Source organism: Streptomyces sp. NPDC050263 (assembly GCF_040655955.1).
In the GTDB taxonomy this organism is placed as follows: Bacteria; Actinomycetota; Actinomycetes; order Streptomycetales; family Streptomycetaceae; genus Streptomyces.
Window position 1 is genome coordinate 1 of record NZ_JBFAKW010000097.1, and the last position, 19,509, is coordinate 19,509.

17 protein-coding genes are annotated in these 19,509 nt (G+C 72.2%); 6 read left to right on the plus strand and 11 right to left on the minus strand.

Annotated features, from left to right (window positions below):
• Positions 1 to 140: 140 nt before the first annotated feature.
• A complete protein-coding gene (locus AB0J04_RS32675; protein ID WP_363172226.1) occupies positions 141 to 1,847 on the minus strand; it encodes a DUF885 domain-containing protein in 1,707 nt (568 codons plus the stop codon).
• A 33-nt stretch (positions 1,848 to 1,880) separates the two neighbouring features.
• Positions 1,881 to 2,372 (minus strand): Lrp/AsnC family transcriptional regulator, encoded by a 492-nt coding sequence (locus AB0J04_RS32680; protein WP_363172227.1) that lies wholly within the window; start codon positions 2,370 to 2,372, stop codon positions 1,881 to 1,883.
• A 60-nt stretch (positions 2,373 to 2,432) separates the two neighbouring features.
• Here AB0J04_RS32680 and AB0J04_RS32685 point away from each other — a divergent pair, with 60 nt between their 5' ends.
• On the plus strand, positions 2,433 to 3,626 hold the full coding sequence (locus AB0J04_RS32685) for a PLP-dependent transferase (protein ID WP_363172228.1): 1,194 nt from the start codon (positions 2,433 to 2,435) through the stop codon (positions 3,624 to 3,626).
• A gap of 52 nt (positions 3,627 to 3,678) precedes the next feature.
• On the opposite strand, the gene AB0J04_RS32690 is transcribed toward AB0J04_RS32685, so the two are convergent.
• From AB0J04_RS32690 to AB0J04_RS32705, 4 genes are all read right to left on the minus strand, one after another.
• Positions 3,679 to 5,058: a GNAT family N-acetyltransferase gene (locus tag AB0J04_RS32690; protein ID WP_363172256.1), complete on the minus strand. Its 1,380-nt coding sequence runs from the start codon at positions 5,056 to 5,058 to the stop codon at positions 3,679 to 3,681.
• A gap of 244 nt (positions 5,059 to 5,302) precedes the next feature.
• Positions 5,303 to 6,889, minus strand: a complete 1,587-nt coding sequence (locus AB0J04_RS32695; protein WP_363172230.1) for an alkaline phosphatase D family protein — start codon at positions 6,887 to 6,889, stop codon at positions 5,303 to 5,305.
• Between the two features lie 129 nt (positions 6,890 to 7,018).
• Positions 7,019 to 7,849 (minus strand): alpha/beta fold hydrolase, encoded by an 831-nt coding sequence (locus AB0J04_RS32700; RefSeq protein WP_363172231.1) that lies wholly within the window; start codon positions 7,847 to 7,849, stop codon positions 7,019 to 7,021.
• A gap of 159 nt (positions 7,850 to 8,008) precedes the next feature.
• On the minus strand, positions 8,009 to 8,662 hold the full coding sequence (locus AB0J04_RS32705) for an NAD(P)-binding domain-containing protein (protein ID WP_363172232.1): 654 nt from the start codon (positions 8,660 to 8,662) through the stop codon (positions 8,009 to 8,011).
• Positions 8,663 to 8,945: 283 nt separating this feature from the next.
• Between AB0J04_RS32705 and AB0J04_RS32710 the strand changes: the two genes are divergently transcribed.
• Positions 8,946 to 9,707, plus strand: a complete 762-nt coding sequence (locus tag AB0J04_RS32710) for a GntR family transcriptional regulator (RefSeq protein ID WP_363172233.1) — start codon at positions 8,946 to 8,948, stop codon at positions 9,705 to 9,707.
• A 198-nt stretch (positions 9,708 to 9,905) separates the two neighbouring features.
• On the opposite strand, the gene AB0J04_RS32715 is transcribed toward AB0J04_RS32710, so the two are convergent.
• From AB0J04_RS32715 to AB0J04_RS32725, 3 genes are all read right to left on the minus strand, one after another.
• Positions 9,906 to 11,063 carry an ROK family transcriptional regulator gene (locus AB0J04_RS32715; protein WP_363172234.1) on the minus strand — a complete coding sequence of 386 codons (1,158 nt, stop codon included), beginning with the start codon at positions 11,061 to 11,063 and terminating at the stop codon, positions 9,906 to 9,908.
• A 112-nt stretch (positions 11,064 to 11,175) separates the two neighbouring features.
• Positions 11,176 to 11,838 carry a response regulator transcription factor gene (locus AB0J04_RS32720; RefSeq protein WP_363172235.1) on the minus strand — a complete coding sequence of 221 codons (663 nt, stop codon included), beginning with the start codon at positions 11,836 to 11,838 and terminating at the stop codon, positions 11,176 to 11,178.
• A gap of 14 nt (positions 11,839 to 11,852) precedes the next feature.
• The gene (locus AB0J04_RS32725) at positions 11,853 to 13,013 is read right to left on the minus strand and encodes a histidine kinase (RefSeq protein ID WP_363172236.1); all 1,161 of its coding nucleotides are present in this window, start codon (positions 13,011 to 13,013) and stop codon (positions 11,853 to 11,855) included.
• A gap of 109 nt (positions 13,014 to 13,122) precedes the next feature.
• Here AB0J04_RS32725 and AB0J04_RS32730 point away from each other — a divergent pair, with 109 nt between their 5' ends.
• From AB0J04_RS32730 to AB0J04_RS32740, 3 genes are all read left to right on the plus strand, one after another.
• Positions 13,123 to 14,043 (plus strand): ATP-binding cassette domain-containing protein, encoded by a 921-nt coding sequence (locus tag AB0J04_RS32730; protein ID WP_363172237.1) that lies wholly within the window; start codon positions 13,123 to 13,125, stop codon positions 14,041 to 14,043.
• Positions 14,044 to 14,045: 2 nt separating this feature from the next.
• Positions 14,046 to 14,774 (plus strand): ABC transporter permease, encoded by a 729-nt coding sequence (locus tag AB0J04_RS32735; RefSeq protein WP_363172238.1) that lies wholly within the window; start codon positions 14,046 to 14,048, stop codon positions 14,772 to 14,774.
• A 118-nt stretch (positions 14,775 to 14,892) separates the two neighbouring features.
• A complete protein-coding gene (locus AB0J04_RS32740; RefSeq protein ID WP_363172239.1) occupies positions 14,893 to 15,336 on the plus strand; it encodes a hypothetical protein in 444 nt (147 codons plus the stop codon).
• 61 nt (positions 15,337 to 15,397) lie between these two features.
• On the opposite strand, the gene mug is transcribed toward AB0J04_RS32740, so the two are convergent.
• Both mug and purB read right to left on the minus strand, forming a co-directional pair.
• Positions 15,398 to 15,943 carry a G/U mismatch-specific DNA glycosylase gene (gene mug, locus AB0J04_RS32745; RefSeq protein ID WP_363172257.1) on the minus strand — a complete coding sequence of 182 codons (546 nt, stop codon included), beginning with the start codon at positions 15,941 to 15,943 and terminating at the stop codon, positions 15,398 to 15,400.
• On the minus strand, positions 15,940 to 17,382 hold the full coding sequence (purB, locus tag AB0J04_RS32750) for an adenylosuccinate lyase (protein WP_363172240.1): 1,443 nt from the start codon (positions 17,380 to 17,382) through the stop codon (positions 15,940 to 15,942). Before purB ends, mug begins: the two co-directional genes overlap by 4 nt.
• A 441-nt stretch (positions 17,383 to 17,823) precedes the next feature.
• On the opposite strand from purB, the gene AB0J04_RS32755 reads away from it, so the two are divergent.
• Positions 17,824 to 19,131, plus strand: coding sequence for a M1 family metallopeptidase (locus tag AB0J04_RS32755; protein ID WP_363172258.1), 1,308 nt, complete (start codon positions 17,824 to 17,826; stop codon positions 19,129 to 19,131).
• Positions 19,132 to 19,509: the final 378 nt, after the last annotated feature.

The window sequence follows — 19,509 nt, forward strand, 5'->3', positions numbered from 1 at the left end:
GTACGTCCAGTACGAGGACTTCCGGCCGGCACACCGAGAGCACGCACCGGACGCCGCTCCTTGACGGGCAAACGTTGCCTGCCGCGGCACTAGCCCGCTGACGCCCGCCCCTCCTCAGGTCTCCTGCCCGCCCCTACGGCTCAGAGCCCGGCCAGCTCGTCCACCAGGTCGTCCAGCCCCAGCGAACCCTGCGAAAGGGCCGCCATGTGCCAGGACTTGAGGTCGAAGGCGTCGCCGTGGCGTTCGCGGGCCTTCTCCCGGCCCAGCAGCCAGGCCCGTTCGCCGAGCTTGTAGCCGATCGCCTGGCCCGGGATCGTCAGATAGCGGGTCAGCTCGCTCTCGACGAAGTCCGCCGGGCGGCTGCTGTGCCCGCCGAAGAACTCCTGCGCCAGCTCCGGGGTCCAGCGCTCACCCGGATGGAACGGCGAGTCCGCCGGGATCTCCAGTTCCAGATGCATGCCGATGTCGACGATGACCCGCACCGCGCGCATCATCTGCGCGTCCAGATAGCCGAGCCGCTGCTCCGCGTCCGTGAGGAAGCCCAGCTCGTCCATCAGCCGCTCCGCGTACAGCGCCCAGCCCTCGGCGTTGGCGCTGACCAGGCCGACGGAGGCCTGGTAGCGGGAGAGGTCCCCGGCGATGTGCGTCCACTGCGCGAGCTGGAGGTGGTGGCCCGGGACGCCCTCGTGGTACCAGGTCGAGACGAGGTCGTAGACCGGGAAGCGGGTCTCTCCCATGGTCGGCAGCCAGGTGCGGCCCGGCCGCGAGAAGTCCTCCGAGGGGGCCGTGTAGTAGGGGGCCGCCGCGCTGCCGGGCGGGGCGATCCGCGACTCCACCTTCCGTACCCGCTCGGCGAGTTCGAAGTGCGTGCCGTCCAGCGCGTCGATCGCCTGGTCCATCAGGCCCTGCAGCCAGTCGCGGACCTCGTCGACGCCCTCGATGTGCCTGCCGTGCTCGTCGAGGTGGGCCAGCGCCACCCAGGGCGTGGCCGCGCCCGGCAGGATCTTCTCGGCCTCCTTCTTCATCTCGCCGAGCAGCCGGTGGTACTCCGCCCAGCCGTACGCGTACGCCTCGTCCAGGTCGAGGTCGGTGCCGTTGTAGAAGCGGGACCAGCGGGCGTACCGCTCCCGGCCGACGGTGTTCGGCGCGCCCTCGACCGTCGGCGCGTACACCTCGCGCACCCAGTCCCGCAGCTCCACGACGGCCGCGGTCGCGGCCCGGGCCGCCTCGTCCAGCTCGGCGCGCAGCGCCTCGGGCACCGACTCGGTGCCGGTGGACACGAAGTCCTCGAACCAGCCGCGGCCCGCGCCGTCCGTGTCCGACCACTCCGTGAGCTGTGCGACGAACGTGGCGGTCGGCCGCGGAGCCGCGTACAGCTTGCGTTCCAGGCCGAGCGCCAGGGACTCCCGGTAGCCGGCTAGCGCCGCCGGCACCGCGCGCAGCCGCTCGGCGATCGCCGTCCAGTCGTCGTCGGTCCGGTTCGGCGTCACGGTGAACACCTCGCGCACATGGTGCGCCGGCGTGGCCATGTTGCCGACGGCACGCAGGCCTTCGTCGGCGTCGTGCACCGCGAGTTCCGCGGTCAGGCGCTCACGCAGCAGGCGCGCGCACCGGCGCTCGATGTCACTGTCCGCGCCCGGCCTCCGCTCCGCGTCGTCGAGTTTCGCCAGGGTGTCCCGCGCGAGCCGCGCGAGTGCCTCCTGGCCCGTGGGCGAGTAGTCGGGCAGACGGCTCGAACTGTCCTGCACACCGAGGTAGGTGCCGGTCACCGGGTCGAGGGCGATGAGGTCGTCGACGTACGCGTCGGCGACCTCGCGGGGCAGCGGGCTGTTGGTGGTCTGTGACATGGGCCCCATCCTGGTACGAGGCGGCCGCTCACGTCACGGCGCTTGTCCCGATGTCGTCGGTGGCAACAGCGGTCCGCACTCCCACTGCTGGAAGATCAGCCGGGTCTCGACGCGGGCGACCTCCCGCCGGGCGGTGAACTCGTCGAGGACGAGCCGCTGCAGATCCGCCATGTCCGCGACGGCGACATGGACGAGATAGTCGTCGGGCCCCGTGAGGTGGAAGACGGTCAGGGCCTCGGGCAGCGCCCGGATCCGCTCCACGAACGGCCCCACCAACTCCCGCCGGTGCGGCCTGACCTGCACCGACAGCAGTGCCTGGAGCCCGCGCCCGAGCTTGGCGGGATCCAGCCGCAGCTGATGCCCGAGGATCACGCCCGAGCGGCGCAGCCGCGTCACCCGGTCCAGGCACGTCGACGGCGCGACGCCGATCTGCGCGGCGAGGTCACGGTAGGTGGTCCGGGCGTCGTTCTGCAGCAGCCGCAGCAGCTGCAGATCGACCGGATCCAGTACGACGGATTCGGTCATCGGTCGAACGTAGCACGGACATCTGTTCCCTCGACCCGTCCGATGTTCACCCTGCGATGCATGGACTCAACCGCTGCGAGCACGCACGCGTACGACGGCGTACGCACGTCTGGAGCGCCCCGCGCACTGGCCACCGAGGCCGTGCACGCCGGGCGGGACGACCTGGCCCGGCAGGGCCTGCACGCCCCGCCCATCGACCTGTCCACCACCTACCCCTCCTACGACAGCCGCGCCGAGGCCGCCCGCATCGACGCGTTCGCCGCGACGGGCGCGGAGCCGGACGGCCCGCCCGTCTACGGCAGACTCGGCAACCCGACGGTCGCCCGCTTCGAGACGGCCCTCGCCCGCCTCGAAGACACCGAGAGCGCGGTCGCGTTCGCCAGCGGGATGGCGGCGCTGACCGCGGTGCTGCTCGCGCGCGCCGCGACGGGACTGCGGCACGTCGTCGCCGTACGGCCCCTCTACGGCTGCAGCGACCATCTGCTGACGGCGGGGCTGCTCGGCTCGGAGGTCACCTGGACCGACCCCGCCGGGATCGCGGACGCGCTGCGCCCCGACACCGGGCTGGTCATGGTCGAGTCACCGGCCAACCCGACCCTCGCCGAGGTCGACCTGCGCGCCGTCGCCCACGCCTGCGGCTCGGTCCCGCTGCTCGCCGACAACACCTTCGCCACGCCCGTGCTCCAGCGCCCCGTCGAGCAGGGCGCGCGGCTGGTCCTGCACAGCGCCACCAAGTACCTGGGCGGCCACGGGGACGTACTGGCCGGTGTGGTCGCCTGCGACGAGGAGTTCGCCGGGCGGCTGCGGCAGATACGGTTCGCCACGGGCGGCGTGCTGCATCCGCTGGCCGGCTATCTGCTGCTCCGCGGCCTCGCGACGCTTCCGGTCCGGGTGCGGGCCGCCTCCGCGACCGCCGCCGAACTGGCCCGGCGGCTGGCCGCGGACCCGCGCGTCGCCCGCGTCCACTATCCACGCATCGGCGGGGCGATGATCGCCTTCGAGGTGCACGGCGATCCGCACGAGGTGATCGCGGACGTCCGCCTCATCACCCCGGCCGTCAGTCTCGGCAGCGTCGACACACTCATCCAGCACCCGGCCTCCATCAGCCACCGCATCGTGGGGGAGGAGGAGCGCAGGGGCGCGGGTGTGAGCGACCGGCTGCTGAGGCTGTCGGTGGGGCTGGAGGACGTCGAGGATCTGTGGGTGGACCTCGCAGGGGCCTTGGGGGCGTCGAGGGCGTCCGTCACCGTGTGAAGAGGGGCCCGGCGGTGCACCGCCGGGCCCCTCTCGCGTGACGCGTTCCGGGTCAGTCGCGCCGGACGTACTCCGCGTGCCGCTGGGACGTCTCGCGCGCCGCGCTCGTCTCCAGGCGCGCGGTGATCACGAGCGTCCCCTCCTCGATCTGGTAGTCGAGGGGCAGGCCGAGGCCGCGCATGGCGGCGACCATGCCCGTGTTGGAGGACTGCGTCACGGCGTACACGCTCTCGCAGCCCGCCTCGACGGCCATCGCCACGAGCCGGCCGAGCAGTTCGGCGCCGATGCCGCGCCGCTGCCACTCGTCCTCGACGAGCAGCGCCACCTCGGTCTCGTCACCGTCCCACAGGAGGTGCCCCAGCCCGACGATCCGCCCGGAGGGCGTCCGCACGGCGAGGGTGCGGCCGAACCGCGGGCTCAGCAGGTGGTTGAGGTAGCGGTCCGCGTCGCCGACCGGCCCGTGGTAGCGCATCTTGAGGGTGCGCGCCGAGCACCGCTCGTGCATCGCCTTCGCCGCCTCCACATCACCGGTGTCGGCCCGGCGCACGGTGATGTCGTCGCCCTCGGGCAGCGTCAGCACGTCGTGGCCGCCCGGGACCCGCGGGCCCAGCCGGGCGTCCAGTTCCACCAGAGCACGCGCGCGTGCGAACTCGGTCGGGGTGAACGGCAGGTACGGCCGCTCCACGGTGATCACTCCGCCTTCCGGCGCCCGCAGGCGCATCACGGTGTCCTCCAGGACGCCCTCCACCGGCACGGTCTGCGCGCTCCGGCCGCTCTTGCCCGACGCGGCGGGCAGCGAGCGGATGGTGCACCGGCCGAGCAACTGCCGCAGCGCCAGGGGAAGTTCGGCGGCGTCCAGGGCGGTGCGGGTGGCCAGTCCCAGGACCCGGGTCGGCGCGTCCACCAGATCGTGGGCGTCGGCGCGTTCGATCCAGGTGCTGCTGCCGCCCGCCAGCGCCACCGCCCGGGTGATCTCGGCCGCGGCGAGGGCGCCCGGGGCCCGCAGCAGGAACTCGTCCACCGTTTCCACGCCGAGCGGGTGCGTCTGGAGGCTCAGGATGTCCACCCGGTGGCCGGCCAGCGCCGCGCAGAGCGCGGCCAGCGACCCCGGGGCGTCCTGCACGGTCGTCCGCATCCGCCAAAGGGCGCTCGCCCCGGTGACCTCGGTTGCCCCGGACGTGAGCTCGGACGGCCCGGTCTGCGGCTCCTCGGAGCGTGGCCGGGCGTCGGTATCGCTCGACGGCGGCGCGTGACCGTGGCGGCGTGCCCACCATGTGTGGAACCCGACCGTGGCGACGAGCACGGCCGCGGAGACCGCCAGCAGCGCCGGACCGTCGGGTCCGTGCCCCACCAGGTTCGCCACGCCGTCGGCCACCGCGACGGCGGTGAAGAGCGCGGCGAGTTCCACCACGTCCCGCCGCCAGTGATGCACCGGGCGTCCGCGCTTCAAGCGCGTCACTTCAGACATGTCTCGAGTCATGCGGCCACTGTGGACGAACGGTGTTGCGTGATCACGAACGCCTTGTGACTGACGGGTTAAGGCTGCTAATGCCCGTTTTGTTAAGTCTTCCACTTCTTCTACGATCACTATCCGAACCAGGAGTCACGACGGCGCCGCGCACCGGGGGATGACGCCGGTGCGCGGCACATGCTTTCGAGGGTACCGGGGCGCCGGACTACTGCCCGACCCGTCCCGGCTGGAGCACCTTCGTGAACAGCACGGTCCCGTCCTGCTCGCGCAGACGCACCGTCAACTCGCCGCTGTGGCCGTCGATGTCGACCTCGCCGAAGAACTGGTAGCCGCCGGCGGGCGACACGTTCGACGCGGTCGGCGCCTTCACGAACACCCGCTCCGGACCGAACGTGCCGTCCAGCGCGCTGGCCGGGAAGGCACCCGCGTTGAGCGGACCGGAGACGAACTCCCAGAACGGCTCGAAGTCGGTGAACGCGGCCCGAGACGGCTGGTAGTGCTGCGCCGAGGTGTGGTGCACATCGGCTGTCAGCCACACCGTGCCGGTGATCCGCCGGTGCTTGATGTACCGCAGCAGCTCGGCGAACTGCAGCTCACGGCCCAGCGGCGCGCCCGGGTCGCCCTGCGCGACGGCCTCGATGTTCGCCCTGCCCTCGGTGGCGTCCGGCACGACCAGCCCGAGGGGCATGTCGGCGGCGATCACCTTCCATACCGCGCGCGACCGCGACAGCTCCCGCTTGAGCCACTCCAGCTGCTCGGCGCCGAGGATGCCCTGCGGGTCCACGCTCTGGTCGTCGGGGGAGTTGGCGTTGCGGTACGTCCGCATGTCCAGCACGAACACGTCGAGCAACGGCCCGTGCCGCACGACCCGGTGGACGCGCCCCTCCTCGGCCCCCGGACGCAGGGTCGAGATCGGGTAGTACTCGCCGAACGCCCGCCGGGCGCGCGCCGCGAGCACGTCGACGCTCTTCTCGGTGTACCGGGGGTCGGAGTCGGTGATCACCTCGCCCGGGTACCAGTTGTTGCGCACCTCGTGGTCGTCCCACTGGATGATCGACGGCACCTGGGCGTTGAACCGGCGCAGGTTCTCGTCGAGCAGGTTGTAGCGGAAGTTGCCGCGGAACTCCGCGAGGGTCTCGGCGACCTTCGACTTCTCCTCGGTGGTGACGTTGCGCCAGAGGCTGCCGTCGGGCAGCGCCTGGGTCGCCGAGATCGGGCCGTCGGCGTAGATATTGTCCCCGCTGCACAGGAAGAAGTCGGGGTCGAGCTTGGCCATCGCGTCGTAGATGCGGTAGCCGCCGAGCTCGGGGTTGATGCCCCAGCCCTGGCCCGCGAGGTCCCCGGACCACAGGAAGCGCACCCCGCGCCGACGCCCGACGGGCACCGTGCGGAAGGTGCCGGTCACCGGCTCGCCGGTGCGCCGCGGGTCGTCCGGGTCGGCGAGCAGCACGCGGTAGTGGATCTGTTCGCCGGCCGGCAGCCCGTGCAGCCGGGTCGTGCCGGTGAAGTCGCTGCCGGCGCCCAGCAGGGGACCGTGCCGGCGGCGGGCGCCCCGGAACGACTCGGTGGCCGCCGTCTCGACGACCATCCGCGCCGGCCGGTCGGAGCGCACCCACACCAGCCCGGAGTCGGACGTCACGTCCCCGGTCTGCACACCCCAGCCCGCCTCGGGCCGCCCGGACAGGGCGAGCGCGGGCGCCGCGCCGACGGCGGCGGGCAGGGTCAGAGCCGCGGACGCGGCGAGCGAACCACGCAGGACGCTGCGGCGCCCGGGGAGCGGACGGTGTGACATGGAGGGGCCTCCTGGGACGGGAACCGGCCGGTGTGCACAGCCACAACTACGTGTGCGTCGCATCGCTCACGGAAACCGCAAGTGAACAACTGGCCGCCCGAACCGGCTCCTTCGGCCCCGCCCAGGGTCTCAGCGGCTGCCGTCGAGGATCACGCGGGCGACGAGCGCCGGGTCGTCGTTCATCGGGCAGTGGCCGCAGCCGGGCAGCCGCACCAGACGCGCGGCCGGGATGATCCGCTTGACGCGGACGCCCTGGCGGCGCACCAGCAGCCAGTCACGGGTGCCCCAGCCGACGGTGACCGGGACGCCGGGAAGGTCGTCGGTGAACCGGACGGTGGCGCCGGCCCGCAGGGTCTGGTCGAAGCCGGTGGCCTGGGCCAGAGCCAGCGTCTCGGCGACCACGGCCTCGGGTGAGCGGCGGCTCGGCCGGGCGTAGATGGTGCTGGTGAGGGCGGTCCGGCCGGCCGCCGTGCTCGCCAGCCGCTCGACGAGGGGCAGCGGCATCCGGCGGGAGATCTGCCGCATCGTGAGCAGGACGCCGAACGCGTAGCGCCGCTCGGCCTCCGACCAGAAGCCGGCCGGGGACAGCGCGGTGACGGTCCGTACGAGCTTCTCGCGGCCCAGCTCCAGGGCGAGCAGACCCCCGAGCGAGTTGCCCGCCACATGGGGGCGGTCCAGCTCCAGCGCCTCGCAGAAGGCGCCGAACACGCCGGCTGTCGTGGGCAGGTCGTAGGCGAGGCCCTCCGGCAGGGCGGGGGAGACGCCGAAGCCGGGCAGGTCGACGGCGATCACGTCCCGCTCGGCGGCCAGGATGTCCACCACCGGGTCCCAGGCCTGCCGGTGGTGGCCGATGCCGTGCAGCAGGAGCAGCGGCTCGCCCTTGCCCGCGCGCGCGTAGGACACGGTCACGGGCAGCGGACCACTGGGAGAGGGGACCGTGAAGGAGACGGTGGCGGACATGGGGGCTCCTCGTCTGGACTGGCGGCGGACGGCAGGCCGGTGGACGACAGCAGGCAGGACGACGTAGACAGCTTGTCAGCAATTACTACTGGCGGGTAGCCCCTGAAGGGTGAACCCGGTGAACCCGGTGAACCCGAGAACCCGGTGCACCCGGCCGGCTCAACGTGCCCTGCGCAGCTCCAGGTTGAAATCCGCGTGGCCGAAGCCCCGCATCAGGTCCAGCCACAGCGGCAGCCACATCTCCACGCTCCGCGCCGCCCGGATGCCGCCCAGGTCGAGCACCCGGTCGGCCGGCCAGCCGAACTCCCCGAGCAACGCCGTGACCTGTTCCTTCGCCTCCGCGTCCGCGCCGCACACGAAGATCTGGTGCTCGCCCGGCACGCGCGCGGGATCCACCATCACCTGGCAGTTGACGGTGTTGAGGGACTTCACCACGCGCGCGTGCGGGAACGCCCGCTGGATCTGCTCGCCGACGCTGTCCGACTCCACGGGGGACAGCCGCATCTCGCCGTCCTCGAACGCCAGCGGATTGGAGACGTCCACGACGATCTTCCCGTCGAGGTTGGCCGCCCCGGCGGCCTCCAGCGCGGCCAGCGAGGCCCGCCCGGCCACCGCGTTCACGACCGTCTCGCCAGCGGCGGCCGCCTCCGCGAACGTACCGGTGCCCGCCCCTTCGCCCGCTTCCCGCGCCCATTCCAGGGCCGCCGGATTGTCCGACGTGCGTGAACCCAGGACCACCGTGTGCCCCAGCTCCACGAGCTTTCGGCCCAGCGTGCGACCGACGTCGCCCGTACCCAGCACCGCATACCGCACAGCGGACCTCCCGTTTCCTCGGACCGGATCTTCGTCACGGTAATTCCCTCCGGGGCCGGAGCCCGCCTTTCGTGAACCGGGAGGTGCCGGAGTGTCACGAGAACACGCCTGTGCGAACGCCCCGTGAACGTTCTCGGGTCTGACGCCCGTCGCCCTTCAGAGGGATCGAGGATTGGTCTTGACCAAGGGTGGGGGTCGCCCTATGGTCGCAGAGAAGTACAACAACCTTTAATAAACAAGGGCGCGAAAAACGCCGCCGACCACGGCGATTGCGGAGGACAGGGTGGGGACCACGCAACTGGAATCGGTACCGGAACCGAAGTACTGGCATCTCAAGACCGTGCTCAGCGAGGCACTCGACTCCGAATTCACCGTGGGCGAGATCCTGCCCAATGAGCGCGACCTGGCAGCCCGCTTCGGCGTCGCCCGCGCGACGCTCCGACAGGCGCTCGAACAGCTCGAACTGGAAGGCCGGCTGCACCGCCGCCGAGGCGTCGGCACCACCGTGGCGCCGCCGCGAATGGGCGTCGCCGTCGGCACCGAGCAGCAGGTCTGGCCGGGCACGGGCGACGACGCCTGGCAGGCCGTCGACTGCACCCTCGCGGCTCCGCCCGCGGCCGTCGCCACGGCCCTGGAGACCGCACGCGACCAGGCCGTGCACGTGGTGCGCCGCTCCCGGGTCTCACACGGCCAGCCCGTCGCCGCGGAACTGCTCTACGTCCCCCGGACGTCGGTGCCCGACCTGACCGCGATCGACGCCCCGGCCGAGGCGGCACGCGCGCGTGCGGTGCTGCGCGAGCTTCAGCGCCTGGAACTCCAGGGCCAGGACCGAGCCGTGGAACTGGGCTCGGCCCGCGCGGACGACGCCAAGGAGCTCGACCGGCTCCCGGGCGCACCCGTCCTCGTCGTCACCACGCGCTTCTTCGCCGGGGGCCGCACCGCGGCGCTCTCCGTCGCGACGTACCGCGCGGACACCTGCCGGCTGACGTTCGGCGCGTCCGGCGGCGTGGAGATACACCACGGTCCGGAGCAGCAGGCCTCCTGACGCCCCGTCCGCCTCGGGCCGCGCACGGCAGGCTCCCTGAACAGCCCGCACCGGCCGCCCGAGCAGCGGACCCGCCCACCGCGCCCCGGAAACCTTTCCGGGGCGCGGCGCGTTCGTCGGCTGAGGGGCTGAGGGGCTGAGGGGCTGAGGGGCTGAGGGGCCACTGGCTCCGTTTGTTCCGGTGGCGCGCGGTGCGGGTCACCGCCGCGCCGTCACCGTCCCCTCCACCGCGAACAACTGCTCCTCCACATGATCGAGGGCGAGCCGCAGCGCCCCCGTGGCCACCGCCGCCTCACCGAGCAGCGACTGGACCACCTTCGGCGGTCGCAGACAATAGCGCTCCAGCTCCTGTCGCAACGGCTCCAGCACGCCGTCGAGACCGGCCGCCCAGCCGCCGACCACGACCAGCTCCGGGTCGAGGGCAAGGACCAGCGCGGCCACGTCGTGGACGAGCCGCTGGAGGAACCGGTCCACCGCCGCCCGGGCGCGCTGGTCACCCTCCCGGGCGTGCGCGAACACCTTCATGACCGCATGCTCGTCCAGCGGGTGCAGCGGCTCGTCCGTCGTGGACAGCAGCGTCTCCGGGGTCACCTCCCGGCCCAGCAGATGCAGCGCGCCGATCTCCCCGGCCGCCCCGCCGTACCCCCGGTGCAGCCGTCCCCCGATCAGCGAGCCGGCGCCCGGACTCAGCCCCGCCATCACGAACACGACATCGTCGGAGTCGGTCGCGGACCCCTTCCAGTGCTCGGCGACGGCCGCCGCGTTGGCGTCGTTCTCCACCAGCACCGGACACTTGAAGGAACGGCTCAGCCGCTCGCCCAGCCGCAGCCCGGTCCACTCGGGAAGCGCGGTGCCCAGCCGTATCGTGCCGTCCGCCTCGACGATCCCCGGTGTGCCGACCCCCACGGCCCGCAGCGAGCTGCGCGGGACACCGGCCCGGCGCAGCAGCTCGGCGACCGCGGTGCGCAGCCGCTCCAGCCGCTCGTCCGCCGAGGCTGTCTCGTCGACGTCCTTGGCCTGCGCGCCCAGCACCCGCCCGTCCAGGTCGGCCAGCAGCGCGGCCACCCGGTGCGAGCCGATCTCCAGACCCAGCAGATGCCCGGCCTCCGCCCGGAACCGGAACCGCCGCGCGGGCCGCCCCTGCCGCCGGGCGACACTGTCGTCGGCAGCCTGCTCCACGACGAGCCCCGCCTGGATCAGATCCTCGACGACCCCCTCGACGGTCGGCCGGGACAGCCCCGTCAGACGGGTGATCTCTGTGAGCGTCGCGCAGTCCGCGGCACGCAGCGCGTGCAGCACCACCGCGGAGTTGATCCTCCGCAGCAGCGAGGGATCCCCGCCGGTCAGTCGACCCAACGTCCGTCCTCCCAGCTCGTGCGCGTGTTTGGGCGGATCGTACTCGGCGGGACGGACCCGGGCGAGCACGGATCCGTACCGGAATCCACACCGAGGCCCGGCGTCCGCCGGCTCAGCCGGGCGCGACGAACCCCGACTCGTAGGCCGTGATCACCGCCTGGGTCCGATCGCGCGCCCCCAGTTTCATCAACACCGCGCTGACATGCGACTTGACCGTCTCGGTCCCGACGACGAGCCGTGCGGCGATCTCCGTGTTCGACAGCCCGCGCGTCATCAGCCGCAGCACCTCGGCCTCCCGCTCGGTCAGCCGCGCCCGGTCCAGGACGTCCCGCGCCGCCCGATTGCCGCCCCCGTCGCCGTACTCGGCGGCCAGCCGCCGCACCGACGCCGGGAACAGCAGCGACTCGCCCTCGGCGACCAGCCGCACCGCGTGCACGATCTCGGCGGGCCGGGCCCGCTTCAGCAGGAACCCGTCCGCGCCCGCGCGCAGCGCCTCGTACACGTACTCGTCGTTCTCGAACGTCGTCACGACCAGGATCTTCGGCGGCCCGTCCACCGTCCGCAGCACCGCGCGCGTGGCCTCGATGCCGTCCATCAGCGGCATGCGTACGTCCATGGCGACCACGTCCGGCCGCAGCTGCCGCACCAACGGGATCACCGCGGCCCCGTCGGCCGCCTCCCCGACGACCTCGATGTCGTCCTGAGCCTCCAACACGGCCCGCAGTCCGGCCCGGACCAGCGGTTCATCGTCGACGAGAAGCACGGTCACCGGCATCCGGTCAGCCTAGATCAACGCAGCGGCAGCTCCGCGCGTACCTGCCAGCCGTCCGCGTCCGCTCCCGTCGACGCCCGCCCGCCCAGCAGCGCCGCCCGCTCCCGTATGCCGCGCAGCCCGCTGCCCTGCCCGGGGCCGGGAACAGGTGCGGTGGGCGTCAGCGGGTTGCTGACCTCCAGGCGCAGGACGTCGTCGGCGACTCCGACACGGACCCGCACCGAAACGGCTCCCGCGTGCCGCAACACGTTGGTCAGCGCTTCCTGGAGGATGCGGTAGCCCTCGCGGGAGACCGGCCCCGGCACCGACTCCAGGGGCCCGGTCAGCTCGGCGTCGACCTTCGCCCCGGACACGCGTGCCGACTCCAGCAGACGATCGGCCTCGGTCAGCGTCGGTCTGCTGTTCGCCGGCCGCCCGGACTCACGCAGCACGCCCAGTACCCGCTCCAGATCCGTGAGGGCCGAGCGGCAGGTCTCCTCGATGGCGGCCAACGCCCGGTCGGTGAACCCCGGATCGCCCGCCGCCCGCGCCGCCCCCGCCTGGAGCACCGCCACCGTCAGCGCGTGCCCGATGGAGTCGTGCAGCTCCCGGGCCAGACGGTTGCGCTCCAGGAGTTGCTCGGTGCGTTCCTCCAGGGCGGCCAGCCGCTCGGCCGCGGACGGACCTAGCAGCCCGCGCGCGCAGACCGTGACCAACTCGCCCAGGCCCACGACGACGCCGTAGAGCGTGAGGAGGGGAAGGGGGACGAGCAGGGCGAACCACCAGTGCGGTGTCACCGACGGCAGGACGGACATGCCGTGCGGCACCCGACCGCCGGCGCCCGCGGCCAGGTCGTGGACCAGGACGGGCAGCCACACGCATCCGAACATCGACACCGCGCCCAGCGCCATCCGCACCTCGAGCCACAGCACGGTCCGCAGCCGGTCCCGCCAGGTCGCCGAGGCCGCCACGGAGAACCCGGGATCAGGGTCGCCGGGCAGCAGGAGCAGTCGCGCCTGCACCCCCTCGCCCGTCCGCACCGCCGGGATCAGCCCGACCGGGACGAGCAGCAGCGCGGGCACCCACGGCCGCGACGGGTCGATGAACATCCAGACGCTCACGACCAGCATCGGCACCCACAGGTGCAGCAGTCGTGTGTACGTCGTCCCCCGCAGCAGCGGGCGCAGTAAGCGGCCCATGCGGACATCGTGGCAGGCCCCACTGACAACGGGCCTCCCCCGAGCGGGGGAGCCTCTCTCCCCGGTCGGGGGAGGCCCGAGGCCCCCGCCGGTGACGAGAGTGGTGGCCATGAACAGCATCGACGTCCGCGACCTCACCAAGGAGTACGGCCCCCGGCGGGCCGTGGACCGGCTCACGTGCTCCGTGCTGCCCGGCCGGGTCACCGGCTTCCTCGGCCCCAACGGCGCAGGCAAGTCCACCACCCTGCGCCTCGTCCTGGGCCTGGACCGGCCGACCTCGGGCACCGCCACCGTCGGCGGCCGGGCCTACTCCACCCTCCGCGAACCCCTGCGCCACGTCGGCGCCTTGCTCGACGCGCAGGCCGCGCACGGCGCGCGCACGGGACGCGATCACCTGCTCGCCCTCGCGGTCGGCAACCGCATCCCCGCCCGCCGGGTCGACGAGGTGTTGGAGGAGACCGGGCTCGCCCCCGCCTCGCGGCACCGGGTGAAGACGTACTCCCTGGGCATGCGCCAGCGGCTCGGGATCGCCGCCGCCCTGCTCGGCGACCCCGAAGTCGTGCTGCTCGACGAGCCGTCCAACGGACTCGACCCCGAAGGAATCGTCTGGATCCGTGAGTTGCTGCGCCGGCTGGCCGGGGAGGGCCGCACCGTGCTCGTCTCCAGCCACCTCATGAACGAGACCGCGTCCTTCGCCGACCACCTCGTCGTGCTCGGCCGGGGCCGGCTGCTGGCCGACACCCCGATGCAGGACTTCATCGACGCGCGCGTGCAGCCCCGCGTCCGCATCCGGACGACCGACCCGCTCGCCCTCAAGAGCGCCCTTGCCCGGCACGGCCACGACGCCGTGGAACAGGCCGAGGGGCACTGGATCGTGCACCCCGCGCGCGTGGACGACATCGGCCGCCTTGTGTCGGACGCCGGCGTCCCCCTCCTCGAACTGACCTCGGAGGTGGGCACGCTGGAGCAGGCCTACCTCGACCTGACCGCTGCCGACGCCGAGTTCGCGGCCCCGCCCCGGAAGGCCTGACCATGGGATTCGCCCCTGCCCTCCACTCCGAGTGGATCAAGATCCGTACCCTGCGATCGCTGGTCGGCGGCCTGTGCGCGGTCCTGCTCGCCACCGTCGGGTTCTCCGCGCTGGCCGGAGTCGCCACAGCCACCGACGCCGACGACTTCGACCCGCTGTTCGCCGCGTTCTTCGGCGTGAACTTCGGGCAGATCGCGGCCGTCGCGTTCGGCACGACGGCGGTCTCCGCCGAGTTCCAGACCGGCACGTTGCGGGTGTCGCTGGCCGTGGTGCCGCAGCGGGGCCGGTGGTTCGCCGCCAAACTGACGGCGATCGCCCTGCCCGTCCTGGCCGTCGGTCTGACCACGGGCCTGGTGACCCTGGTCGTCGGCAGCGCGGTGCTGGGGGAGAAGGCCGCCGGGCTGAGCATGTCCGAGAGCCTGCGCGGTGTCGTCGGCTGCGCCGTCTACCTCACGCTGATGGCGCTCCTCGCCGCCGGTCTGACGGCCCTGCTGCGCAGCGGAGCAGCGGTGCTGAGCATCCTCGTCCCCTTCCTGCTGATCGTGTCCTTCGTCATCGGCGACCTGTCCGGCGACGTCGCGGACTTCCTGCCCGATCGCGCCGGTCAAGTGGCCCTCCGCACCCGGTGGGACGGCGTCCTGGGACCGTGGACGGGGCTCGCGGTGACCGCGGTGTGGGCGCTGGCGGCGGTCGCGGCGGGGGCGTGGCGGGTGCGGCGGCGGGACGCCTGAGCCCAGAGGTCTCAGCAGAGGCCTGAGCAGACGCCTGAACCGAGCCTGAGCCGAGCCTGGGCAAGGGAGCCGACTGACCCACCGCCAATTGTCAGTGGCGGCGGGTTTACTGGATCACATGGACATCGCGCGCTGCCTCGCCGCCGTCGACCTGCTGTGCACCCGGGAGTTCCCCGAGGATCAGGGCAGGACGGACCTGGGCCCGGGAGGCCCGGGATATCTCGTCGCCGAGTTACAGACCAGTGGCGACTTCTGGGAGGACGACGGCACGGAGCGGGAGGAGACGGAGGCACAGTACGAGGCCGACCGGGACGGTCTGGCGGAGCGGCTGACCGACCGCTGGGGACCGCCGCAGGTCATCAGCCTGGCGAGCACCCTGGCCCGCTCGATGGACGGCGAGGAGATATCCGAGCCCTGGGCCTGGCTCAGCGGTCATGTGCCGGACGTCCACCTGTGGCAATTGCCGGGCACGGCGCGCTGGGTGGCCCTGGGCGTCTCCCAGTGGGACAAAGAACTGCCCTTCGAGCTCCTCGCGATCGTGACGGAGACGGATCCGCCCTGAGGACTGAGGAGGAAGGACTGAGGAGCGAGGCCTGGAGGCCTGAGGACCGGGCGCCGAGCGCTCAGCCCTCCGCCGCGACCCGCAGTCGCGCGTACTCCTCCGCCATCGTCGCCGCCGTCCAATGCGCGTTCAGTCCGCTGGGGTTCGGCAGCACCCAGACGCGTGTGTCCCCGATGAGCCGCTCCTGCGGACCCATCTTGGCCTTGCGGTCGTCGAAGGCCGCCCGGTAGGCCGTCACGCCCACCACCGCCAGCCAGCGGGGCTTCAGCCGCGTGACCTTCTCCGCCAGCAGTCGCCCGCCGTCCCGGTACTCCTGAGCCGTGAGCTCGTCGGCCCGGGCGGTCGCCCGTGCCACCACGTTCGTGATGCCGAGGCCGTGGGCCGGCAGGTCCTGCTGCTCCGCCGGTCTCATCAGCCTCGGCGTGAAGCCGGAGAGGTGCAGTACCGGCCAGAAGCGGTTGCCGGGGCGGGCGAAGTGGTGGCCGGTCGCCGCCGTCATCAGGCCCGGGTTGATGCCGCAGAACAGCACGCGGAGGCCGCCCGCGACGACGTCCGGTACGAGTCGGTCGCGGGCGGCCTCCAGCTCTGCCTTGGTGAAGCGGGTCAGAGGATCGCTCCGGGGGTGTAGCCGGCGGCCTCCGGCCGCTGCTTCACGATCTCCTCGACCCGGCCGACGACGATGGCCACCTGGGCGGCCGCGGCGCCCGTGAACGACAGCTTGTCGGCCATCAGCGCGTCCAACTGGGCGCGGTCGAGCGGGAGCCGCTCGTCGGCGGCCAGCTTGTCCAGCAGCTCGTTGCGCTCGGCGCCCTGCTCGCGCATCGCCAGCGCCGAGGCCACCGCGTTCTCCTTGATCGCCTCGTGGGCCACCTCGCGGCCGACACCTGCGCGCACCGCGCCCATCAACACCTTGGTGGTGGCGAGGAAGGGGAGGTAGCGGTCCAGTTCGCGGGCTACCACCGCCGGGAACGCGCCGAACTCGTCCAGCACCGTCAGGAACGTCTCCAGCAGACCGTCGAGCGCGAAGAACGCGTCCGGCAGCGCGACGCGGCGCACCACCGAGCAGGACACATCGCCCTCGTTCCACTGGTCGCCGGCCAGTTCGCCGGTCATCGACGCGTACCCGCGCAGGATGACCATCAAGCCGTTGACGCGCTCGCAGGAGCGGGTGTTCATCTTGTGCGGCATCGCCGAGGAGCCGACCTGGCCCGGCTTGAAGCCCTCGGTCACCAGCTCGTGCCCGGCCATCAGCCGGATCGTCTTCGCCAGCGAGGAGGGGGCCCCCGCGAGCTGCACCAGCGCGGTGACGACCTCGTAGTCCAGCGAGCGCGGGTAGACCTGGCCCACGGACGTGAACGCCTGCGAGAAGCCGAGGTGACCGGCGATCCGGTCCTCCAGCTCGGCCAGCTTCGCGGCGTCGCCGCCCAGCAGGTCCAGCATGTCCTGCGCCGTGCCGACCGGGCCCTTGATGCCGCGCAGCGGGTAGCGGCCGAGCAGCTCCTCGACCCGGCCGTACGCCACGAGCAGCTCGTCGGCCGCCGTCGCGAACCGCTTGCCCAGGGTGGTGGCCTGCGCGGCCACGTTGTGCGAGCGGCCGGCCATGACCAGCTCGCCGTACTCGCCGGCCAGCCTGCCCAGACGCGCCAGCACGGCCACCGTACGGTCGCGGACCAGCTCCAGCGACAGCCGGATCTGCAACTGCTCGACGTTCTCCGTCAGGTCGCGGGACGTCATGCCCTTGTGGACCTGCTCATGACCGGCGAGGTCGTTGAACTCCTCGATGCGGGCCTTCACGTCGTGCCGCGTGACCTTCTCGCGCTCGGCGATGGAGGCCAGGTCGACGGTGTCGAGGACACGCTCGTAGTCGGCGATCGCCGCGTCCGGCACCTCGATCCCGAGGTCCTTCTGGGCCCGCAGCACGGCGAGCCAGAGCTGACGCTCCAGCTTCACCTTGTGCTCGGGGGACCAGAGCGTGGCGAGCTCGGCGGAGGCGTAGCGTCCGGCGAGGACGTTGGGGATGCGGGGCTTGGCGGGAGCGGCAGTCACGTGTACGGATTCTACTGGCGATTCGTGCAGGCCAGCGCCACAGTCCCGTTCGGCGGAACCTACGAGACCGGCGTCACCCCGCCGTGGTTCCGCTTCGGGGTGTCGCGGGCGAAGGGGTCGCAGAGCGGGTACCGGGGCAGCTCCCGGCCTCCCGGGGTCAGCGGCGGCGCGCCACGGCAAGGAGGCGGCGGCAGACGGCACCGAGCCCGGCCGCCTGATCTTTGAGTACGACGACCTCTTGGCCGTTGCGGCGGAGCTGTCTCAACTCACTTCGCCGCGACCGTACCTCCTTGCACACACAGCTCTGTCCAAACCGGGGTCCATCGCCGGTGTGATGTGGCAGTATCCGCTGACATGTCTCCGTCACTCAGGTGCTCGCCCAGATCCGGTCGTCGTCTGTTCATCGTGTTGTTCATGCTGTTCGCGGCACTCGGCGGCGGTATGAATGATGCGGGCGCGGCGCCCGGACAGGGATTATCCACGGCCGCCGCGACGCCCGATCGCGCTCGCTACGACGTGGTCCTGCGATCCGACGCCGACGGCAGCCACTGGACGGGACGGCAGCGGGTGTCGTTCCGGAACGGATCCGATCAGCCTCTGCGCGAGGTGTACCTACGTCTGTGGGGCAACGGCGAGGACAAGTGCGGTACGCCCGCTGCGCCCTCTCCCGTCACGGTGACGAGGGTACGCGGTGGCACACCGAGCCATCTCGGTGTGAACTGCACGGCTCTGCGTATAGCACTGCCGAGGCCGCTCGCGCGCGACATGCGGACGTCCATCGCCTTCGACGTCTCGATCACTGTGCCGGACCGTAATGCCCGCTTCGGCCACGATGGCGCCTACCGCTTCCTCGGCAACGCGCTGCCGGTGCTCGCCGTGCATGACGCGAAGCGGTGGCATCTCGACCCCTACGTGTCGGTCGGAGAGAGCTTCTACGCGCTGACCAGCGACTTCCGTGTCCGACTCGACCACCCGTCGTCCCTGAAGGTGCCGGCGACCGGCCGCAGCCGAACGTTCCCCGGCCGCGCCGGCCGTACGGTCACGCTCAGCGTCGCGGAGCGAGTGCGGGACTTCGCCTGGGCGGCGGGCCCGTTTCGCATGGCGACCGATACCACGGCAGGGGGCGTGCTCGTGAGGTCGTACTGGGCGCCCGACACCCCTGACGCGGGCGTACGCGCCAACCGCGTGGACGCTGCCGCCGCGATCGACCGGTTCGGCCGGGAGTTCGGCCGTTACCCGTACGACGAGATCGACCTCGTGATGACCAGCCAGTTCGGCGGCGGCATGGAGTATCCCGGCCTCGTCCTCCTCGGCACCACCGAAGAAGGCGGCGCCGCCGTCCACGAGGTGGCGCACCAGTGGTGGTACGGCATCGTCGGCAACGACGAGTACTCCTCACCGTGGCTGGACGAAAGCTTCGCTCAGTACGCCAATGCCCGCTTCTACGGCTGGGACACCCGCGACTGCTGGTCGGAGGTCTACTGGCCCGACGACAACATCTCGCTGACCGGCTCCATGGCCTACTGGTCGCAGCACCCCGGCACGTATCACCTCATCTACTCAGCCGGGCCCTGCGTCCTGGCCGATCTGGAACGCACACTCGGTTCCGGCACCATGGCCCGACTGCTCAAGCGGTACGCCCAGGACCATTGGTACGGCGTCTCCACCACCGCTGACTTCAAGAAGGCCGCCCAGTCCATGACGGACAAGGACCTCGCCCCCTTCTGGGAGGCACACCACATCTGGTGACGTCGTGTTGCGTGCTCGCGCCCGTCGACGCAATTGATCGTGGCCCCCGTGCAGCGCTGCGCGACGTCGAGACCGGCCGGCCGGCAGAGCGCCGAGAGTTCCTCGGGAAAGAAGCAGCGCATGCTGACGTTCTCGGTGCGTACGCACACGCCGTCGCGTAGGTGGTCCAGCGTGAAGCGCAGCACTTGGGCGGCGGCGTCGGAGCTGGTCGTCGCTCGCACGTCGAGCCTCGCCCCGGTCCGCGACCGACTTGTGGTGGTGGGGCGACTCGGGGAGCCGGCACGGCCTGGCCATGCCGGGGTTGAACACGTCCGGGATTCAGGGTCCCGCCTGGGCGCAGCACGTTTCGCGCCGAGGCGAGGCCCCGCATCCCCGACG